At 57.0% G+C, this 19,790-nt stretch carries 16 protein-coding genes and 1 tRNA gene; 12 read left to right on the top strand and 5 right to left on the bottom strand.

Translation table 11 applies throughout. The features are described from left to right. Nucleotides 1-109: 109 nt before the first annotated feature. Nucleotides 110-571, bottom strand: coding sequence for a hypothetical protein (locus tag J4D97_RS13450; RefSeq protein ID WP_208308006.1), 462 nt, complete (start codon nucleotides 569-571; stop codon nucleotides 110-112). A 215-nt stretch (nucleotides 572-786) separates the two neighbouring features. Between J4D97_RS13450 and J4D97_RS13455 the strand changes: the two genes are divergently transcribed. Then, nucleotides 787-2,268 carry an amino acid permease gene (locus J4D97_RS13455; protein ID WP_185282803.1) on the top strand — a complete coding sequence of 494 codons (1,482 nt, stop codon included), beginning with the start codon at nucleotides 787-789 and terminating at the stop codon, nucleotides 2,266-2,268. A gap of 133 nt (nucleotides 2,269-2,401) precedes the next feature. On the opposite strand, the gene J4D97_RS13460 is transcribed toward J4D97_RS13455, so the two are convergent. Then, nucleotides 2,402-2,614, bottom strand: a complete 213-nt coding sequence (locus tag J4D97_RS13460) for a DUF2945 domain-containing protein (protein ID WP_208308007.1) — start codon at nucleotides 2,612-2,614, stop codon at nucleotides 2,402-2,404. A 207-nt stretch (nucleotides 2,615-2,821) separates the two neighbouring features. On the opposite strand from J4D97_RS13460, the gene J4D97_RS13465 reads away from it, so the two are divergent. The 8 genes from J4D97_RS13465 (at nucleotide 2,822) to J4D97_RS13500 (ending at nucleotide 13,663) form a co-directional block, all read left to right on the top strand. Continuing rightward, a complete protein-coding gene (locus tag J4D97_RS13465; RefSeq protein WP_243900308.1) occupies nucleotides 2,822-5,878 on the top strand; it encodes an amidohydrolase family protein in 3,057 nt (1,018 codons plus the stop codon). Nucleotides 5,879-6,052: 174 nt separating this feature from the next. Continuing rightward, on the top strand, nucleotides 6,053-7,405 hold the full coding sequence (locus tag J4D97_RS13470; RefSeq protein WP_208308008.1) for an amidohydrolase family protein: 1,353 nt from the start codon (nucleotides 6,053-6,055) through the stop codon (nucleotides 7,403-7,405). A gap of 231 nt (nucleotides 7,406-7,636) precedes the next feature. Further along, nucleotides 7,637-8,278 carry a response regulator transcription factor gene (locus J4D97_RS13475; protein WP_208308009.1) on the top strand — a complete coding sequence of 214 codons (642 nt, stop codon included), beginning with the start codon at nucleotides 7,637-7,639 and terminating at the stop codon, nucleotides 8,276-8,278. Nucleotides 8,279-8,731: 453 nt separating this feature from the next. Beyond that, entirely contained in the window at nucleotides 8,732-8,932 is a 201-nt protein-coding gene (locus J4D97_RS13480) for a hypothetical protein (RefSeq protein ID WP_208308010.1), read from the top strand. 192 nt (nucleotides 8,933-9,124) lie between these two features. Then, nucleotides 9,125-11,155, top strand: coding sequence for an RICIN domain-containing protein (locus J4D97_RS13485; RefSeq protein ID WP_208308011.1), 2,031 nt, complete (start codon nucleotides 9,125-9,127; stop codon nucleotides 11,153-11,155). A 224-nt stretch (nucleotides 11,156-11,379) separates the two neighbouring features. Further along, the gene (locus J4D97_RS13490; protein ID WP_208308012.1) at nucleotides 11,380-12,270 is read left to right on the top strand and encodes a DUF6929 family protein; all 891 of its coding nucleotides are present in this window, start codon (nucleotides 11,380-11,382) and stop codon (nucleotides 12,268-12,270) included. Nucleotides 12,271-12,770: 500 nt separating this feature from the next. Next, on the top strand, nucleotides 12,771-13,175 hold the full coding sequence (locus J4D97_RS13495) for a hypothetical protein (protein WP_185282809.1): 405 nt from the start codon (nucleotides 12,771-12,773) through the stop codon (nucleotides 13,173-13,175). A 65-nt stretch (nucleotides 13,176-13,240) separates the two neighbouring features. Then, on the top strand, nucleotides 13,241-13,663 hold the full coding sequence (locus J4D97_RS13500; RefSeq protein ID WP_185282810.1) for a BLUF domain-containing protein: 423 nt from the start codon (nucleotides 13,241-13,243) through the stop codon (nucleotides 13,661-13,663). 137 nt (nucleotides 13,664-13,800) lie between these two features. On the opposite strand, the gene J4D97_RS13505 is transcribed toward J4D97_RS13500, so the two are convergent. The 3 genes from J4D97_RS13505 to J4D97_RS13515 form a co-directional block, all read right to left on the bottom strand. Continuing rightward, nucleotides 13,801-13,882: transfer RNA gene (locus tag J4D97_RS13505), tRNA-Leu, on the bottom strand. Nucleotides 13,883-13,909: 27 nt separating this feature from the next. Continuing rightward, nucleotides 13,910-14,446 (bottom strand): iron-sulfur cluster co-chaperone HscB C-terminal domain-containing protein, encoded by a 537-nt coding sequence (locus tag J4D97_RS13510; RefSeq protein WP_185282811.1) that lies wholly within the window; start codon nucleotides 14,444-14,446, stop codon nucleotides 13,910-13,912. A 178-nt stretch (nucleotides 14,447-14,624) separates the two neighbouring features. Then, nucleotides 14,625-15,419 carry an SAM hydrolase/SAM-dependent halogenase family protein gene (locus J4D97_RS13515; RefSeq protein WP_208308013.1) on the bottom strand — a complete coding sequence of 265 codons (795 nt, stop codon included), beginning with the start codon at nucleotides 15,417-15,419 and terminating at the stop codon, nucleotides 14,625-14,627. 127 nt (nucleotides 15,420-15,546) lie between these two features. Between J4D97_RS13515 and J4D97_RS13520 the strand changes: the two genes are divergently transcribed. The 3 genes from J4D97_RS13520 (at nucleotide 15,547) to J4D97_RS13530 (ending at nucleotide 19,636) form a co-directional block, all read left to right on the top strand. Beyond that, a complete protein-coding gene (locus J4D97_RS13520) occupies nucleotides 15,547-16,665 on the top strand; it encodes a PhoH family protein (RefSeq protein ID WP_208308014.1) in 1,119 nt (372 codons plus the stop codon). Nucleotides 16,666-16,791: 126 nt separating this feature from the next. Next, the gene (locus tag J4D97_RS13525; RefSeq protein WP_208308015.1) at nucleotides 16,792-17,223 is read left to right on the top strand and encodes a GNAT family N-acetyltransferase; all 432 of its coding nucleotides are present in this window, start codon (nucleotides 16,792-16,794) and stop codon (nucleotides 17,221-17,223) included. A gap of 175 nt (nucleotides 17,224-17,398) precedes the next feature. Beyond that, complete coding sequence (locus J4D97_RS13530) at nucleotides 17,399-19,636, top strand: ComEC/Rec2 family competence protein (RefSeq protein WP_208308016.1); 2,238 nt, start codon at nucleotides 17,399-17,401, stop codon at nucleotides 19,634-19,636. The last annotated feature ends 154 nt before the right edge of the window (nucleotides 19,637-19,790 follow it).

Here is a 19,790-nt window from a genome sequence, read left to right on the forward strand (position 1 = left end):
CACGGCTGGCCGGTAGTAAAATACCTGGTAAAACCACTGCGGAAACCACGCAAAACGGCCCGCTTGTTTGCACAAGCGGGCCGTTAAAATAGAAATTAAGAGGCTACGACTAGCCGTTCGTGCTGGCCTTCATCTTGCCTTTTTTGCCTTTGCGGTCCTGCAATTTGCCTTGCATCTTGTCCATGCGCTCATCGCGCATTTGGGTGTACTTGGTGTACTGGTCGCTGGTCAGGATGCCTTTCAGCTGCTCCTCGTACTTGTCGCGGGAGGCTTTCATGTTCTGCATCATGGCCTGACGGTCGGCGCTGGCCTGGGTGCGCATGGTTTGCCGCTCCTGCTGTTGGGCCAAGGCCAGGGATTTCACTTTCGTAGTCTGGTCGGCCGAGAGGCTGAGCTGCTTGGTGAGGCGCTGGGCTTGCTGGTCGGCACGCTGCTCGGGCGTCATGTTGCGCATACCCTGGCCGCGCATGGGGCGGTGCATTTGTCCCGTTTCATTTTGGGTAGTGGTCTGAGCCGAAGCGGCGCCCATGGTAAAGACAAAAGCAGCAAACAGAATGAGTGATTTTTTCATGGTCGAAAGCAACTATTACGTTGTTTTTGGGTGATTACTGGCCGTTGGACAGCGCTCCAAAAGCGAGGTTTAACGGGGGCGAAGAAAAGTTTTAGTGCGTTGCCGCTACACTCGCATTAACCAGATAAAAGCTATATTCGGGCCATCTGAACTGATTTCGCAGCTTTGTAAGCGCACCTTTTACACTTTTCATTCTCTTTTCTCCCTTCTCTTCTATGGCAGATATTTTCGCCAAAAAGTCCCTCGACAAGCTGATGCACGAAGCCGACGAGGGCGAGGGCGGCGGCCTCAAGCGAACCCTAACGGCTACCAACCTCACCATGCTGGGCATCGGGGCCATCATCGGCGCCGGCATTTTCGTGCTGACGGGAACGGCGGCTGCCAACGCAGCTGGTCCGGCCATTGTCATCTCCTTTATTATTGCGGGCCTGGGCTGCCTGTTTGCGGGCTTGTGCTACGCCGAATTCGCCTCCATGATTCCGATTGCCGGCTCGGCCTACACCTACGGCTATGCTACGCTGGGTGAGTTCGTTGCCTGGATCATTGGCTGGGACCTGATTCTGGAATACCTCTTCGGCGCGGCTACGGTGGCCGTGGGCTGGAGCGGTAACCTAGTGAGTATTCTGGAAAAAGCCGGTGTGCACGTGCCCGCTGCCATTTCGCAGGCTCCTATCGCCTACGACGGCGCGCATTTCAGCACTACGGGTGCTGTTATCAACCTGCCGGCGGTACTCCTTATAGGCGCCATGACAATGCTGCTGGTCGTTGGTATTCAGGAGTCGGCTCGCTTCAACAACATCATCGTGTTTGTGAAGGTGGCCATTGTGTTGTTGGTAATTGCCTTCGGCTTCAAATATGTGAATGCGGCTAACTGGAGCCCATTTATTCCGCCCGTAGAGAATCTGCCCGGTGGTGGCTCGCGCTACGGTTGGGAAGGTATTGTGCGCGGCGCAGCTGTCGTATTCTTCTCTTACATTGGATTTGACGCGGTGAGTACGGCCGCTCAGGAGGCTAAAAACCCACAGCGCGACATGCCCATTGGCATGCTGCTTTCGCTGGGTATTTGCACGCTGCTCTACGTATTAATGTCGCTGGTACTCACAGGTCTTACCTCGTACAAAAACCTGAACGTGCCCGATCCAGTGCTGGTAGCGTTGCAAGCTGCGGGTCCTTCGCTGGGCTGGCTGTATTACTTCACTGGCTTGGGTGCTATTGCCGGCCTGGCTTCGGTGGTACTCGTGATGCTCATGGGGCAGCCCCGCATCTTCTTCGCCATGTCGCGCGACGGCCTGCTGCCGCCCATCTTTGGCAAAGTGCACCCTAAATTTCAGACGCCCTACGTCACGACCATCTTCACGGGTGTTGTATGCGCCATTGTGGCCGGTATCCTACCCGTAGGTTTGCTGGGCGAGCTGGTAAGCATTGGTACGCTGCTGGCCTTCGTGATTGTATGCGGTGGCATCATTGCTCTGCGCCGCCGCGACCCCAACCTGCACCGGCCGTTCCGCACGCCGTGGGTGCCGCTGGTACCCGGCATGGGTATCCTGATCTGCGGCTACATGATGTTCAACCTGCCCTGGGACACCTGGTTGCGTCTGATTATCTGGATGGCCATTGGTGTTGTTATCTACTTCTTCTATGGACGCCACAACAGCAAGCTCAACCGCGAGCGGGAAGCTGAGGCTGCTGGGAAGTAAAGCAGGAGCTGTATAAAAAGGCCCCGCGAACCAATGTTCGCGGGGCCTTTTTGTTGCTAATAGAACGTCATTTCTAGTAGCCTGTCATTTCTCATTGCGTTCAAAATGACCTTCTTATTTAGCTATTCACAATTCACTTCGCCGCTTCTACCTCGCTTTTCAGCTTGAGGACCTGGTCGCCGTTTTCCTGGGTGATGAGGTAGGCGGGGTTGTCGGCGGTGCCGTTGCGGGTAATGTCGCTGCCCTTTAGCTTACGCGTGATGGATTCCTTGTGCACTTCTTCAATTTTGCCGGTGGCCGTGCCGGTGCCGTATTTCCAGCTGACTTTACTGCCTTTGCGAAACATAGGGGTAGGGGATAGGGTGGAACGATGAATAATGTACCGCAAAAGCTGAGGTAGGGTTCCTATTCGACAGCCGAAGTCCCGGAATTCCTGCTTTTGACGCAACCCCATAGGACGAGCCGGTTTCTTTGGGTAGCTTACAACTGCTCTGTTCTGCGCCTACCCCCACCAGTCTCTTTTTCCTCCAAACCACACTCTTTCATTCACTCTATGCACCAAAAATTACGCATGCTGGGTTTGCTGGGCCTGCTCGCCAGTGGCCTGCCCGCTTGGGCGCAGCAACCCCTCACGTACCCGCGCAACGGCGTCTACGACCAACGTTCCGGCCTCTACGCTTTCACCCACGCCACCATCTACACCGATTATAAAACCAAACTCGACGACGCCACGCTCGTCATCCGCGATGGTAGAGTAGTGGCTGTGGGTAATAAAGTAGCCATTCCGCAGGGCGCGGTAGTGAAAGACCTGAAGGGCAAGTACATTTATCCGGGCTTCGTAGACATGTTCACCAGCTACGGTGTGCCCGACGTGAAGATGCCCGAGCGCCGGGGTAGGCGCGAAGCGGGGCCGCAGTTTGAGAGCCAGAAGGAGGGCGCCTACGATTGGAACCAGGCCATCCGGCCCGAAACCAATGCTGCCGAGATGTTCAAAGTCAACGCCGACCAGGCCGACGCCTACCGTAAGCTGGGCTTCGGGGCAGTAATGACCTTGCAGCCCGACGGCATCGCTCGCGGTACCGGCTCTTTGGTGACGCTGAACACCGACCGCCGCGAAAACGAGGTGATTCTCGTGGACCGCGCCGCCACCGGTTTCTCCTTCGACAAAGGCAGCTCCACCCAGGACTACCCTGGGTCCCTAATGGGTAGCATTGCGCTGCTGCGCCAAACCTACCTCGATGCCAACTGGAACCAGCGCAATCCGCGCCGCGAGGAAAACCTGTCGCTGCAAGCCTTCAACGGCCAACGCAACCTGCCCGCCATTTTCGAGGCCAGCAACAAGCTGAACACCCTGCGCGCTGACCGGGTAGGCGACGAGTTCGGGGTGCAATACATTATTAAAGGAGCCGGCGACGAGTACCAGCGCCTACCCGAAGTAAAGGCCACTAAGGCTTCACTCATCCTCACCCTCAACTACCCCGACGCCTACAAGGTAGACGACGTGTACGACGCTACCCGCGTGCCCCTGGAAGACCTCAAGCACTGGGAAATGGCGCCCGCCAACGCGGCCATGCTCGCCAAAGCCGGCGTCACCTTCGCCCTGTCAGCCAGCGACCTAAAGGATAAGAAGAAGTTCATGCCCAACCTCAAAAAGGCCATGCAGTCCGGCCTCACCGAGGAACAGGCGCTCCAGGCCCTCACGGCCACCCCCGCCGCCCTACTCAAAGCGCAGGATCAGGTAGGCAGCCTGAAGCCCGGCATGGTAGCTAACTTCCTGGTGTGCTCCAACCGCCTCTTCGCCGACGACAACGTGATGCTCGACAACTGGGTGCAGGGCGAGCGGTACCAGCTTACGGAGGTGCCCAACGACTACCGCGGCGTGTATACGTTGCAGGTAGGGCAGCAGCCTGAAGTGAAGATGTTGGTAAGCGGCAAGCCAGAAGCGCCCCAGTTGAAAGTGGTGCGTGCCGCGGCCGATACGGTGAAGGGCACCATGACGGTAACCGGCGACTTGGCAACTATTGTCTACGCTGCCGCCAAAGGCAAAAACGCCGGCTCCATGCGCTTGAGCGGCTACTATACCGCCGAGGGTAACACATTTCGCGGGGATGCGGAGTTGCCTGACGCCAGCATGGTAAAATGGACCGCCCGCCGCCAGGAAGGCGCCACCCAAGCTGCCCGCCTCGACTCTGCCCGCACGCCCCGACCCATGGAAATCGGCCAGCTGACGTTCCCGTTTGCCTCTTACGGTCGCACCGAGGTTCCGAAGCAGGAAACCGTGCTGATTAAGAATGCTACCGTGTGGACCAGCGAAGCCGCCGGCAAGCTCGAAAATACCGATGTGCTGTTGCAAAACGGCAAGATTGCCAAGGTAGGCAAGAACCTGAGCGCCCCCAGCGGCGCTCGCACCGTAGATGGAACCGGCAAGCACCTTACCCCCGGCATCATCGACGAACATTCGCACATTGCCATTTCGCAGGGCGTGAACGAGGGCACCCAGGCCGTGACCAGCGAAGTGCGGGTAGGCGACGTTATCGACCCCGAGGACGTGGGCCTCTACCGCGACCTGGCCGGTGGCGTGGTGGCCTCGCAACTCCTACATGGCTCGGCCAATCCCATTGGCGGGCAGTCAGCCATTATTAAAATGCGCTGGGGTATGGATGCCAACGACTTGAAAATCAAGGATGCGCCGGGCTTCATTAAGTTTGCGTTGGGTGAGAACGTGAAGCAGAGCAACGCCGGCGAGCGGAATGTGCTACGCTTCCCGCAGTCGCGCATGGGCGTGGAGCAGGTGTTTGTGGATGCCTTCACCCGCGCCAAGGAATACGAAAAGGAATGGGCCACCTATAATAAGCTGTCGAAGGGCAAACAAGCGAAGACCGAGCCGCCGCGCCGCGACCTGGAGCTGGAGGCATTGGTAGAAATCCTGCGCGACGACCGCCACATCACCTGCCACAGCTACGTGCAGTCGGAAATCAACATGATGATGAATGTGGCCGACCGCATGGGTTTCAAAATCAACACCTTCACTCACATTCTGGAAGGCTACAAGGTAGCCGATAAGATGAAGGCCCGCGGCATCAACGCCGGCACTTTCTCCGACTGGTGGGCCTACAAAAACGAAGTGCGCGACGCTATTCCTTATAACGCCGCCATCATGACCAAGGTAGGCGTGAACGTGGCCATCAACTCCGACGACGCCGAAATGAGCCGCCGCCTCAACCAGGAAGCCGCCAAAACCGTGAAATACGGCGGGCTGAGCGAGGACCAAGCTATGCGCCTCATCACAATCAACCCGGCCAAGATGCTGCATCTCGATTCGCACATGGGCAGCATCAAGGAAGGGAAAGACGCCGACGTGGTGCTCTGGAACGAGCACCCGCTGAGCGTGTACGCCAAAGCCGAGCGCACCTTCGTAGACGGTCGCCAGATGTTCAGCCTGGAAGAAGACCAGCAACTACGCGACCAGATGCAAAAAGAGCGTCTGCGCATTATTCAGAAAATGGTGAGCGCCCGCAAGTCTGGTGCCCCGGCGCAGGAAGTAGCTGCCCGCACCAACAGCCACTACACCTGCGACACGCTGGGCGAGGAGAAGGAAGAGGATCAGTAAACGAACACCCCACCCCCCGGCCCCCTCCCCTCCGGGAGAGGGGGAGCCTAACGGGTTTGCTATTGAATGAAGCTAACGGCTAACAACCATCAGCTAATAGCTTCGGTAAAGGCTCCCCCTCTCCCGGAGGGGAGGGGGACGGGGGGTGGGGTCCACACAAGCACGACAACCATCATGAAACGATATACCACATTCTTTTCCCAGCTGAAAAAAGCTAAAAGCCAACAGCTAATAGCTATTAGCTTACTCTTGTCAATAGCCGCCCAGGCCCAGGTGCCCATGCCGGCTCCTGCCCAGAGCAAGCCCATTGTACTCACGGGCGGCACGCTGCACGTGGGCAACGGCACGGTAGTGCCCGACGCGGTGGTAGCCTTCGATAAGGGCCGAATCCTCTACGCCGGTGCCCGTAGCGGCTACACGCCTGCAGCTGGCGCCGAAATGGTGGATGTGAAAGGCCAGGAAATCTACCCCGGCCTCATTCTACCCAATACCACGCTAGGCCTGACGGAAACCGAATCGGTGCGGGCTACCGTGGACGAGCGGGAGGTAGGCGAACTGAACCCCAACGTCCGGTCCCTGATTGCCTATAATACCGACTCCGACGTCCTACCCACCGTGCGCACCAACGGCGTGCTGCTGGCCCAGATTACGCCCCGCGGCGGCCTGCTCTCCGGCCAAAGCAGCGTGGTGCAACTGGATGCCTGGAACTGGGAAGACGCCGCCGTGCGCCCCGACGAGGGGCAGCACCTGGTATGGCCTACCTCGGCGCCGCCCCGCTTTTTTGGAGGGGCAACTGTTGACCCGCGCGCCGCTGAGCGCCGGGAGCAGGCCCGTCAGCAGCGCCTCAACGAGTTGGAGCAGCTGTTTGCTGAGGCATCGGCTTACCGGTATTTGTCTACTGTCCACGCCACCAACCTGCGGCTGGCCTCGCTGGGCGGGTTGTTCGATGGTTCCAAAACGCTCTACATCCACGCCGATAATGGCAAGGAAATTCTGGAAGCTGTGCGCTTTGCCAAGCGCTTGGGCGTGCAGAAGGTAACGGTGGTAGGCGCCCGCGACGCCTGGATGATGCTCGACTTCCTGAAGCAGAACGACGTGGCCGTGGTACTCTCCCGCATCCACGCCCTACCCCTGCGCGACGGCGACGACTACGACCAAGCCTACAAACTGCCCGCTACCCTGCAAAAAGCCGGCATCCGCTACTGCCTCGACTACGAGGGCAGCATGGAAACCGCCGGCTCGCGCAACCTGGCCTTCGTAGCCGGTACGGCCGCTGGTTTCGGTCTCACCAAAGAGCAGGCCCTCACGGCCGTAACTCTGAGCCCTGCCCAAATCCTGGGTCTCGACAAGGACTACGGCTCCCTGGAAGCCGGCAAAAGTGCTACCCTGATAGTAAGCCGTGGCGACCTGCTCGATATGCGAACCAACGACCTGACCCACGCCTACATCGACGGCCGCGAGTTCAACCGCGACAATAAGCAGACGTACCTGAGCAACAAGTTCGTGACCAAGTACGGAGTGAAATAGCCACTCGCTACTAACTGAAAAAAGCCGCTTCTTCATCTGAAGAAGCGGCTTTTTTCAGTTATAGAAAGCGGTTTGGCGGTACCGGCTGCGTTGTAGAACTGGTGCTTGCGGTGACGCGATAGAAGCATCATATTTCTATATATAATTTCGCATTACCTTTGGTAGCACTGCTCTCGTAGAAACCAGAGTATAGTAAAATCAGGCCGCCGCACGGCATTGTGTTAGACTGGAATGAGTGAACAGCGTATTTCCGTATATCTGGTAGATGATCATCCGCTGGTGCTGGAGGGCGTCAAAACGCTGTTGCACCCAGAGGCTGATATCTGCGTTATGGGGCAGGCGAACAGCGGGCCAGAGGCGTTAGCTCAACTTCCCACGCATCCGGAGGTACAGGTAGCTGTGATTGACATGAACATGCCCCAGATGTCGGGGGTAGAGCTGACACAGGCGCTCCGCACGCACTACCCCCAGATACGCGTGCTGGTGCTGAGCATGGACGACGACTACGCCCAGATACGCGAAGTGCTGGATGCCGGCGGCATGGGATATTTACTGAAGAACACGACCCGCGAAGAACTGAGCACGGCCATTCGCACTATTGCGGCGGGCCGTACCTTTTTCAGCCAGGAGATAGGCAACACGATCCTGCAACACTCCGCCACGGTAGGCACCACTCCCGTAAACCTAACGGCGCGGGAGCACGAGATTCTGCGCCTGATTGCCCGCGAATACTCCAACAACCTGATTGCCGAAACACTCTTCATCAGCGAGCGAACGGTGGAAACGCACCGGAAGAACATCTTGGTCAAGACGAACTCCAAATCGGTGGTAGGTTTGATTCAGTATGCCCTGCGGCACAAGCTGATTCCTTGATTAATCTGTGGGCATGATAGGGCACTACAGCGCAATAGGGCTGGTAGGGGTCAGTATTTGTACTTATTAAATAGTTGAAGGTACAGCACTAGCAGGTGGGGCTAGTCTTTTTCTGGGAGACTGCAACGAAGGAAATATAAACTCGTAGTGGGCTGCCAGAAATTTTCTTACGCTTGAGCTATAGGCTCTAAAAAGCTTGTAAGATCTATCCAGTTAGAACAAAGGGAAATAGGTACACGGCTTGTTATAGTTCGTGCCAAATTTACTATGTACTGATTTTCCTCCGTGCCAGTACGGAGGAAGGCCTACGGGATACTAGGTATTTTTAATTTAGCCAAGAAAAAATAGCTCTTTTTATCATTCTACTAAATAAGAAGATAATTATATTTGAATCATTACTGCGGACGACATCAGACCCTTTCTTTTATACAGCCTCATTTAACAAACACCTCTATGGCATCAAAAATCCTCTCCTTTATTTGCCATGTTCCAACACTGGCTCCTGGTTCTTACCCTGCAGTGCCCGCTCCTGCTACACCCAGCCGGGCAATTGAACCCAAAAAAGAGGTTCAGAATACCGCTGGCGGCCACTTCGCAGCCATTTACGAAAACGACCGGTTTGTGCGGTTCAAGTACATCAACAACGCCAAGTAACGCTGCTGCTCGCTGCCTGCGCGCGAGTTACTAGCAAAGCCGAAACGCCGCCCGTTGCCTACTGGTAACGGGCGGCGTTTCGGCATTTAAGCAAGAGTAGTTATTATCTTCCTTATCCACAGAATGAATTGTTGACAGCGCCCGGCTGCAGATTTGGGCTAACTTGCAGGCCATTTCATCTGTTGTGCACACATGAATTCAATGCTAGTTCGCGGCCTGTGGCTGCTGTTGTTGGTGATAGGGGTTGGTCAATCTGGATGGGCGCAAACGGCGGGCATCATGCCTGAAGAAGGCGCCTGGTATGGTATTATAGCCCGCAGTAGCGGCCGCAGCCTCGATATTGCCAACTCCTCCGCCGAAGCCGGGGCTGCCGCCGTGCAGTGGGAGTTCAACCAGGCCCGGAGCCAGCAGTGGCGCTTTGTGCCCGTGATGGCCGGCAGCCAATACTACCGCATCGAGTCGCGCAACAGCACGATGTGCCTAACCCTGGAGCGCCCCGACGAAAATGCGCCCATTGTGCAGCGTCCCTGGACGGGCAGCTTCTACCAGCAGTGGGCCCTGGTGCCTACCGGGCCGGTAGGCACCTTGCAGCTCATCAACCGCGGCAACGACAAATGCGCTGCTTTAGCCGGTGCCGACCGCTTCAACGCGACGCCGGTGGTAGGGCAGGCGCCCCAAAACCGCGCTACTCAGCAGTGGCGCTTGTTCAAGCTGCGACTCAATATTGACGTAACGGCGCCCGGTTTCGGCCCCGTGCGGCCCCTGCCGGCTCTCAATACACCCGCCAACGAGCTGCAACCCGTCCCTACCCCTGATGGCAAGCGCCTTTACCTGGCCCGCACCAAATATGCTGGCAACACGGAAGGAAACACCGAGTCGGGCGATATTTGGGTGAGTACTTCCGCCGACAACGGCGAAACCTGGGGCCCCGCGTCGCGCGTTGAAGGGCTGAACACGGCCCAGAACAACGGCGTGATGTCGGTGCTGGAGGATGGCAAAGCCCTGCTGCTGCGCGGCACCTATAACCGCGACTCCTTCCGCGACGAAGGCGTGTCAAGGGTCGTGCCGGGCGCCAAGGGTAGAAATGCGCTGCCCGAACCGCTGCCCATTCGCAACTACTACTCCGTGAGTCCGTCGAATACGTTCTTTATGACGCCCGACGAAAAAGTGCTGCTGCTCTCCATTGAGCGCAGCGACACGCAGGGTAGCAACGACCTGTACGTGAGCTACTCCCTATCCGATGGCACTTGGAGCGAGCCACAAACCCTGGGTAGCGTCATCAACTCGCCGGGCTTCGACTTCGCGCCCTGGATGTCGCCCGACGGCAAAACACTGTATTTCTCCTCCTATGGCCACGCCGGCTTTGGCGGAGCCGATATCTTCGCCAGCACCCGCCTGGATACGCTAAGCTGGAACTCGTGGAGCGTGCCGCGCAATCTGGGCGGCTCAATCAACGGGGTAGGGTTCGATGCCTACCTATCGGTATCTGGCGACGGTAAGCACGCCTTCTTTGCCTCGGCACCTAAGCCCGATGCTCCCGCCGACTTGTTCCGTACCATCACCGGGGTAACGCAGGAGCCACCCGCACCCGATACCACGGCCAGACCCGTGGCGGCCCGCATCATGCTCACTGGTAAGGTATTGAATACCAAAACCAGTCAGGCCGTGCCAGCTGAAGTGAAGGCCGTGCGCCTGGGCTCCGACATTATCTTCAACGCCACCGGCCGCACCGACGCGGGCACGGGCTTTTACCAGTTTTCGCTGCCGCCCGGCCAATACCGCCTCACGGCTACCAGCACTGGTTTCCTCACAGCCTCTGATACCGTAACCGTGGCCGGCTCCATGCGCCGCGACCTGCTGCTGGTGCCCGCCGCTGTGGGCTCCAAGCTGGAGCTGCCTACCCTGATTTTCTCCCAAGGCAAATACGACCTGCTGCCCGCTTCCTACGAAGAACTGAACCGCCTGGCCCGCACTTTGGTCGATAACCCCGCCGTCAGCATTCAGCTGGAAGGTCACACCGACAACGTGGGTAATCCCCAGCTGAACGTGCAGCTCTCTCTGGAGCGCGTGCAGGAGGTGAGGCGCTACCTCGTGAGCCGAGGCGTGGCTGCCAACCGCATTGCCACTGTGGGCTACGGCGGCGCCAAGCCTCGCGCCAGCAATGCCCGCGAAGAAACCCGTCGCCTCAACCGTCGTGTAGAGTTCACCATTACCAAGGATTAGTGTTGGCGATGGGGTAGGGGAGTGGCGATGGAAAGCAGGTTTCGACTCCGCTTATCAGAACATGCCGAGATGATTCTTTGAGCGGTATATGGAATACGATGTAGAGACATCATATTTTTTGTCTTCTTGTTGAACGATTGAATTAGTGACCGTTGAACGACATCGGCAATGAGGGACACCATATTTCGTGTCCCGCCTCATACCGATTTTCCCCTAGCGACTTTATGCAAGCCATCATCCTCCGCGAACTTGTATTGCCGGATCTGCCCTCAGCGTCGGGGGTAGAGCTGATAGGGGACAGTATATATATAGTAGGCGACGATAGTCCTTTCCTGTATATGCTGGATGCTGCGTCGTTGGAAGCTGGCCGTCCTACCACTCTATTCGAAACGGCGCATTTCAGTACTGGCCGCATTCCCAAAGCCAAAAAGCCCGACCTGGAATGCCTGACTGCCTTAACCCTGCCCAGCGGTGAAACCGTCTTGCTCACGTTTGGATCGGGCAGCGCGCCTACCCGCGAAATAGGCTTCTGGGTGCCGTTGTTGCATGGTTCGGCTACGGTGTACCCGTTGGCGCTGGGGCCATTGTATAAGCTGCTGCGGGCACAACTGCCGGCGGGCATCAGCCTAAACGTGGAAGCTGCGGCGGCCACTGCCACGGAGTTGTGGTTGTTTCAGCGAGGCATTGGGGTAGGGGCGCAGAATTTGGTATTCCGGATGCCGTTGGAGCCGACGCTGGATTTCATCCGCCTCCGCACTGCGCAGCCGCCTACCATCCGCCAGCAGGTATTGGCGCTACCTATGGTAGGTGAGCACACGGCGGGGCTGTCCGGCGCTACCTGGTACGATGGCCGCTTATTCGTGACGGCTTCGGTGGAAGACACGCTCGACCCCGTAGCCGATGGCGCCGTGCTGGGAAGCCTGGTAGGCATGGCCGAACCCGGCAAAAGCCCCACGTGGGTGCCGCTGGTGCAGCCCAACGGGCAGCCCTACCTACGCAAAGTAGAAGGCGTAGCGGTGCGACGGCGTATTGCGCACGGACACTACGAGCTACTCCTGGTAACCGACGATGATGCCGGCGGTTCTACTGCCCTGATAGCCACGCTACGCGCCTGAAACCAGCGTCCTCTTCACCAGTACCGTCCGTACCTTCTTCCTATATCACTGCGCAATCGGCACGCACGGGGCTGCAACAAGGGCAGTACATTCCGCAATAACAGCCATCCGCTGCAATTGCGAATCTACTGTATAAAATCTGACTAAGCTCCCAAGATGTCCTATAAAGTCCTGCCGCCATTGGCGGCAGGACTTTTTTGTTTGTTGTAACTATACATTATGCACCACCGAAGCGAACTTAGTACAGCTACATTAGCTTCTCTCAGAAGGCTTTTAACAAAACATAGTAGTTCATTTTCTTTAGGGAAATGGTAGATAACTTGTCTTTTGTTGGGAAAATAGTTCAGTATCGATAATATCCTCTACACAAATAAGTTAAATGATATATCCTACCTATATTCTGTTATTATACACCCTGTTAATGGAATGATATTGGTATAATACAAAGAAATGGCGATGTATTTGCATTGACGAGCTACACCAGATTTTTGTACTTATCTATGTCTATTGTTGCTCTGCCCATCGTTTTTGAAAACACAGCTGGTATTATTGCTGCGCATTCCGATGGATACGCTTTGGTGCGTTATCATGCGCGACCACGTCGTTCAAACGATTTGCGGAATTTGCTGGAGTATCTGGGAGGCTTTCTGGTAGATCGGGGCTGGCAGCGTATCCTGTGCGACGCGCGCAATATGAAGGCGCTAACGCTAGACGAACAACGCTGGATGCAGGAGCAATGGTACCCGAGCAACGTAATGCGCCCTAATCAGCTCTCTACGGTCTACCTATCGGGAGAAGACGCAGCAGTGCAGTTACTTCTGGAGGAGATGGCGCCCGTTACACAAACACCACCCACATTCAGTAGTCTACAAGAGGCGCAAACGTATTTAGCGAGACGCTCATAAAGCAGCAAGCTACTTGGTATCGGGAAAGGGCTTTATCTTTCGACGTACACCAACACAGCATCTGCATGCACCAGATAATTTATATGAGCCGGGGCGTAGAGCCCATGAGTGAGGAACAGCTGCGGGAATTGCTGCTACAGGCCCGCGCCGCTAACGAAGCAAAAGATATCACCGGCGCCCTGATCTACGGCGACAATCAGTTTATGCAAATCATTGAAGGTGCCGAGAATGACTTGGTGCTGCTATATGCAAAGCTGATCAATGACCCACGGCACCAAAACGTGGTAAAGCTCGCTGATAAGGAGATTATGCAGCGTAATTTCAGCCAATGGACGATGGCTTTCAATACTGTGTCGCCAGAGGAATTTGCCCAGTTGCAAGGCTACGTAGAGCCAGACGCACTAAACTTGAAAGCGCCCGGACTAAACGCCGCCGATTCGCTCCTACTGGAAATGATGAAATCCTTCATCTTGAACCCACGAAAATAGCACGGAGCTTTTCTGCACTGTACGCTAATTCAGTTGCAGTTACTCTCGGCTGATAGAAGTGGAAGTAGGGAGTTCTTAATAATAGAAAAAGCCGGGGCGCAGCAGTTTCACTGCTGCGCCCCGGCTTTTTCTCCTAGTACCCAGAGCCGGGGTCGAACCGGCACACCTTGCGGTATTGGTGTTTGAGACCAACGCGTCTACCGATTCCGCCATCTGGGCTTCTGAACAACCGTTCGGGTCGGTAACTCACGAACGGGTGGCAAACTTAGCAAGACTTTCTCGAATACGCAATAGGTAGCGCCGTTTCAAATAATATGTGCGGATTTGCTGTAGGGCTTGCGGGCGGGTATCGGTGGGTAGCTGTTCGTACCCAACTAGTACAGGTTCGATACCAGCTTCTAAGGTGTCGCTCAATTCATTAACCTCATTTTCTACGCGCGCTACTACCGCTTGGTCCGGGTCAAATTCCAGCTCCATCAGCTGTTCATTTAGCTCCATCACTTCCATCAAAAAATCTGGTGGAAGCTCTTGTTTTCCCTCTTCTAGCAGGCCATAGCGGCCTAAAATGTACGCCATGCGTGCATCAGGGTCGGAGAGGGTACGGTAGGCGTTGGTATTAAGAGTAGCCAGGCGCAGGATCTCCTGTTGACGCTCGGGTGGGGCTGTGGCGTGAAAATCGGGGTGATACTCGCGGCTGAGCGCGTAGTACTGACGCTTAATATCAGCCTCGTTGGGACGGAAGCTTTCGGGAAGATGATAAAACTCGAAGTAGTCTGTGGTCATAAGGAAAAAATACGAGCAGCCGGTGCCGGGTGAAAGTAAGCAACAAGCCTACTCGCTACGGGTTTCGGAGAGGTAGGAAACAATAGGTCTCATTAAACAAAAGCAGTACGATATGGCACTACAATTCTGTTTAACATAATATAAAAACAAGGATAATAAGTTGATTTAAAGCCAATAGTTAGGCTTTTAGCTCTGGAACAGAAGCTTCTGTGGGAAAATGAACCTCTATTTGTGAGTCAAAATGGAGGCCTAGCAATTCGGCGGCATTGCCTTGGTTGATACCGATGCAGAGCTGATCCTGACTGTTGAAAATGCATGCTACGTCGCCGGGCGGAGCGGCTTGGTAGTGCAGGTGTAGCTCTCGCACCGTCTCGCGGGCAAAGTGGATGGTGCCGGCCCGGCCGTGCCCCACAGCATCCACGGCCGTGCGCGTGATGTCGGTGATGAGGTTGCCGTAGTGGTCGATGTGGACCACATGCCCCGTAATGCGGTGGTCCTGCAAACGCAGCTGCCGGTTTACCAAAGAGCGGAACGTAGCGGTTTCCAGACCAAGGTCGGTGAGTTGGCCGCCCTGGGCCAGATGCACGGCCGCCGGCGTCAGGATGTCGCGAGTGGGGGAGGGGGTAGGCTGAGCGGCTTGCAGACGCACTACTTCCTCGGGGCGGCCCTCCGTGAGCAGTGACAAAATACCGTTGTCGGCCACTACAAAATAGTGCCCCTCGTAGCTGGCAGCGTGCCAGGCGGGCTGCGCACTACCCAAATCGTTGACGCCAATGAGGTGAACCGTGCCCAGCGGGAAGTCACGAAATACCGCTTGGAGAACGTGAACGGCGTGCGCGATGTTAAAGGGTTCAATGGCGTGGCTAATGTCGAGCACCGCCTGCGCGGGGGCAAGTTGCAGCATCCGCGCCTTCACGGCCGCCACGTAATGGTCGCGGTAGCCGAAGTCAGACAGAAACGTAATCAACCCCATGCCGAAATCCTGAGTTATTCGTACTATTGCTTACCCCCTGCGGGGGCGGCAAAAGTAGGCCTTTTCGGTGGAAACCGATAGCCGATACTTCTTTTCATGTATTCCCATCCCTCTAAAAATTCCTGATTTGGTCGAGAAAGTCATCACGCTCGAAAACGTGTCCCTGATTGATTTCCTGGGGGCCGACAACCAGAATATTCGTCAACTCGCGGCTGCCTTTCCAGGTAGTAAAATTATTTCCCGCGGCAATGAAATTAAGATTCAGGGCCAAACGCCCGTCATTACCCGCATCAATGAAATCCTATCGGGACTCATTGAGCACTACCACCAATACGGCCAGATTACAGACCGAACGGTGAGTGAATATATTGGGGCCGTAGACGACGAGCAGCAGGAGCGCATTATGGCCACGGCGCCCATTGCCGACGTGATTGTGTTTGGGGCCAAAGGCGGCGTGATCAAAGCCAAAACGCCCAATCAGCAGAAGCTGGTAGACACGGTGATGAAGCACGATCTGACCTTTGCGCTGGGGCCGGCTGGTACGGGCAAAACCTATGTATCGGTGGCGCTGGCAGTGCGGGCGCTCAAAAACAAAGAGGTCAAAAAGATCATCATCTCGCGCCCTGTGGTGGAGGCTGGCGAAAGCCTGGGCTTCCTACCCGGCGATATGAAGGAAAAGGTGGACCCCTACCTGCGCCCGATTTACGATGCCCTAGAGGACATGATTGCGCCTGAAAAGCTGAAGTTCTACCAAGAAAACAAGATCATCGAAATTGCACCGCTGGCCTACATGCGTGGCCGCACGCTCAACAACGCTTTCGTACTGCTGGATGAGGCTCAGAACACTACGCCCTCGCAGTTGAAGATGTTCCTGACCCGCATGGGACCATCGGCGAAGGTGATGGTGAACGGCGACCGAAGCCAGATTGACCTACCCACCAAGCAGAAATCGGGGCTGATGCAGGCTTTGGATATTCTGAAGGGGGTGCAAGGCATCGGTTTCGTAGAGATGAGTGCCGACGATGTGGTGCGCCACAAGCTGGTGAAGGAAATCGTGCAGGCCTACGACAAATTCGACGTGCAGCAGCAGCGCGAGCAGGCCAACCGCCCACCCCGCGAGTATACGCCCCGCAACGGCGCGCCTCGCTTCGTGCGCGAAACCGCCGACCCGGCCCGCCACCCCGACGCCCGCCCCGAGGACGACGGCATGCAGGACCTACCCGTGAACCACGAGCAGCAGCTGTAGTAACGGGTAGACGTAGTGTTTTTCACAAGGAAAAGCAGCTTGCAGGTCGCAAGCTGCTTTTTCTTTGCTTTCAGTTTTCTTTGTTATCCAAGAAGCTATTTGAGTCAGCTAAACGCCACCTTCCTTATGACCGCTCAGCAAATCACTACCACCGAAGAAATAGCCGCGGCCCTCCATATCCGCGAGATCGTGTTTGTGCAGGGCCAGGGTGTGCCGCCAGACGCCGAATACGACGAACACGACCGTTCCGACGCTACCCACTATCTGGTCACATCGGCCGATGGCACGCCCTGCGGCGCCGCCCGCTGGCGCCCCACCGATAAGGGCGTGAAGCTGGAGCGGTTTGCCGTGCTGGCCAGCTACCGCAACCAGGAAGCTGGTGCGGCCTTGCTCCGCGCCGTGTTGCACGATGTGCAGGCAGCCCATCCCGACGCCACCGTCTACCTACACTCCCAGCTGCCGGCCGTGCGCTTCTACGAGCGGCACGGGTTTGAGAAGGTAGGTGAGCAGTTCTCGGAGTGCGATATCGAGCACTACAAGATGGAATTGCGGAAATAACCCCGCGTATCCTTCCGAGCATTTTGTGCAAAAAGCAGCGAGGAATCTGAGGCCGCAGCCGTTGCTGCTGTCTCAGATTCCTCGCTGCTTTTGAATGGCATATTTTTTATACAATCAGCTAGAGTCCTGTCGGCTTATGTAATCGATTTTCTATTCTTCTTATCCTGAGTGTTATATGTTGCATTGGGCTCCTGTTGCCTTTGTACGCCTAACGCTGGCGTTGGCGGCTGGTATTCTCACGTACTTGTATGTAGGCGCTGTACTGCCAGAGTTGCAATGGATGTTATTGACGCTGATTTTCAGCTACATCTCGTTTCAACTTTGGGCAGCTCGCCAGCCTACCCCTGGCCCTACCGATGCAGCAGGTTTGTTGGCGTTGGTGGTCCTGTACGTGGCTGGCCTCACACTCACGCAGCACGCCACCGAGTCGCGCCGCACCGACCACCTCTACCGCTTCGGCAACCACATTGAGTTTTACCGGGCTGTGGTGGATGAGCCTGCTGTGGTGCGGCCCGTTACCTATGCTACCACCGTGCGCGTACAGGCGGTGCGGGTGGCGGGGCAGTGGCGGCCCGCTACGGGTGGCATCCGGGTGTCGGTTCCGCGCACGGAGCAGGGTAGGGACGTGGCCCTGCCGCGCTACGGCGACGTGTGGCTGGTGCGCGGGGCACCCGCACCCAGCAAGGCCCCGCTCAACCCCGGCGAGTTTGACTACCGCCGCTACCTGGCCTACCATCAGGTGTACCATCAGCAGTTTGTGCACCCCGATCAATACCTGAAAACAGGCGTGGCACCGCCTAATGAGTTGGTGGCCGTGAGCCTGCGCGCCGCTCGCGTCATCGAGGGTGTATTCAAGCAATACGTGCACCGCAAGCGCGAATATGCCCTGGCGGCGGCGCTGGTGCTGGGCATCAAAGACGACGTAGATCAGCAAACCCAACAAGCCTACGCCAACACGGGCACCACGCACATCATGGCCGTGTCGGGCTTGCAGGTAGGGCTGCTGTTTGGAGCCGTGTCGTGGCTCCTGACGCTGGTGCCGGGCAGGCGCGGGCCGCTTTTTCGGCTGGTGACGGCGTTGCTGGGCTTGGCCGTTATCTGGAGCTACGCTTTTCTGACGGGCTTGTCGGCGTCGGTGCTGCGGGCGGCCGTCATGTTCTCTTTCATCATTCTGGCGCGGGCCTTGGACCGGCAGAGCAGTATGTACAACACGCTGGCGCTGGCGGCCTTTGTGCTACTCTGCTACAATCCCTACCTGCTGGTAGATGTGGGGTTTCAGTTGTCATTCTTGGCGGTGCTCAGCATCGTGTATTTGCAGCCGCGCATTGCGGGCTGGCTTGATCTGCGCGATTGGGCCTTGGGCCACCTGCGTCCCTGGCAGCCGCAATGGCAGCAAAAGGCGTGGCGAGGGGCCGGCTGGCTGCTTAACGCCACCTGGCAGGCTACGGCTCTATCATTGGCGGCGCAAGTGGCTACGTTTCCGCTGGGGTTGTTTTATTTCCATCAATTCCCGCTCAGCTTTCTGCTGTCAAATCTGATTGCGGTGCCCGTCTCTTCGGGCGCGGTGTATGTAGGCATTGTGCTGCTGGTAGTGAAGGGGCTAACTAGCTTGCTGGCGCTGGCCCTACCCGCCGCCGCGCCAGCGCTGGAATGGGCGCCGCGGGCTGTAGCCGCCTTGTTTGAGGGGATGATCTGGTTTTTCAACGAGTATATCTTCTGGATTGGCCGCGTCCTACCCGGCGCCCTTATTGCAGGCATCCACATCACGGCACTGCAAGCCTGGCTGATTTTTGCGGTGATTCTGGCCCTACTCGTCTTTTTTGCGGCGCGCCGACTGGCCTGGCTGGGTCTTGCCTGCGCCTTACTGGGCGTGTTTGCCAGCAACTGCGTGTGGGCGGCCCACCAGCTCGCCCCCGATGAGCGCCTGATCATCTACAGCATTCCGCGCCGCTCGGCGGTGGGCTTCTGGCAGGGCGCCGCGGCCACCATCGTCACTCTCGATTCCCTACCCCTCACCGAAACCGAGCGTACCTACCGCATCGTGCCTGGCATCATTCAGCGCGAAGCCCGGCGGGTGGCCTACCACCTCGGCTGGCGTGGGGCACCGGTGCCGGCTGTAAAGGCCGATAAAAATCTGGTGGTCAGCGTGTGGCGTGGCGTGCGCTTGGCCTTTGTGTCGGGCAAGTTGAGCAGCGCTACCCAGCCACAGCCGGTAAACGTGGTTGTGCTGCGGCGCAATGCCCACGTGTCGCCTGAGGTGCTGGCTGCTGTGTTTGGCCGGCAGGCGCAGGTAGTGTTCGATTCGTCGTGCCGGTCGTGGTACGTGGCGCGGCAGGATTCGGTGCTGCGGGCTGCGGGTTTTCGGCCGCACGATGTCACGGCCCAAGGGGCCTACACGGTGCGGCTTCGCTAAAGGGTAGGGGCAAGCAGCAGCGCAACCCAGGCTATATGACTTGCGCTATATAGTTTCACTGTTGCCTCCTTTTCGTTACGTTTGGTTTTACTGCCCTGCGTATCACGGAGCAGTCGAACCTGTTATGTACCAGGTCGTCGGCCGCTCGTTCACT

This window comes from Hymenobacter defluvii (genome assembly GCF_017589435.1).
In the GTDB taxonomy this organism is placed as follows: Bacteria; Bacteroidota; Bacteroidia; order Cytophagales; family Hymenobacteraceae; genus Hymenobacter; species Hymenobacter profundi.

Bases quoted from the DNA above. Each gene is read 5' to 3' on its own strand.
- J4D97_RS13450 (WP_208308006.1), bottom strand. From the start codon at position 571: ATGAAAAAATCACTCATTCTGTTTGCTGCTTTTGTCTTTACCATGGGC.
- J4D97_RS13455 (WP_185282803.1), top strand. From the start codon at position 787: ATGGCAGATATTTTCGCCAAAAAGTCCCTCGACAAGCTGATGCACGAA.
- J4D97_RS13460 (WP_208308007.1), bottom strand. From the start codon at position 2,614: ATGTTTCGCAAAGGCAGTAAAGTCAGCTGGAAATACGGCACCGGCACG.
- J4D97_RS13465 (WP_243900308.1), top strand. From the start codon at position 2,822: ATGCACCAAAAATTACGCATGCTGGGTTTGCTGGGCCTGCTCGCCAGT.
- J4D97_RS13470 (WP_208308008.1), top strand. From the start codon at position 6,053: ATGAAACGATATACCACATTCTTTTCCCAGCTGAAAAAAGCTAAAAGC.
- J4D97_RS13475 (WP_208308009.1), top strand. From the start codon at position 7,637: ATGAGTGAACAGCGTATTTCCGTATATCTGGTAGATGATCATCCGCTG.
- J4D97_RS13480 (WP_208308010.1), top strand. From the start codon at position 8,732: ATGGCATCAAAAATCCTCTCCTTTATTTGCCATGTTCCAACACTGGCT.
- J4D97_RS13485 (WP_208308011.1), top strand. From the start codon at position 9,125: ATGAATTCAATGCTAGTTCGCGGCCTGTGGCTGCTGTTGTTGGTGATA.
- J4D97_RS13490 (WP_208308012.1), top strand. From the start codon at position 11,380: ATGCAAGCCATCATCCTCCGCGAACTTGTATTGCCGGATCTGCCCTCA.
- J4D97_RS13495 (WP_185282809.1), top strand. From the start codon at position 12,771: ATGTCTATTGTTGCTCTGCCCATCGTTTTTGAAAACACAGCTGGTATT.
- J4D97_RS13500 (WP_185282810.1), top strand. From the start codon at position 13,241: ATGCACCAGATAATTTATATGAGCCGGGGCGTAGAGCCCATGAGTGAG.
- J4D97_RS13510 (WP_185282811.1), bottom strand. From the start codon at position 14,446: ATGACCACAGACTACTTCGAGTTTTATCATCTTCCCGAAAGCTTCCGT.
- J4D97_RS13515 (WP_208308013.1), bottom strand. From the start codon at position 15,419: ATGGGGTTGATTACGTTTCTGTCTGACTTCGGCTACCGCGACCATTAC.
- J4D97_RS13525 (WP_208308015.1), top strand. From the start codon at position 16,792: ATGACCGCTCAGCAAATCACTACCACCGAAGAAATAGCCGCGGCCCTC.
- J4D97_RS13530 (WP_208308016.1), top strand. From the start codon at position 17,399: ATGTTGCATTGGGCTCCTGTTGCCTTTGTACGCCTAACGCTGGCGTTG.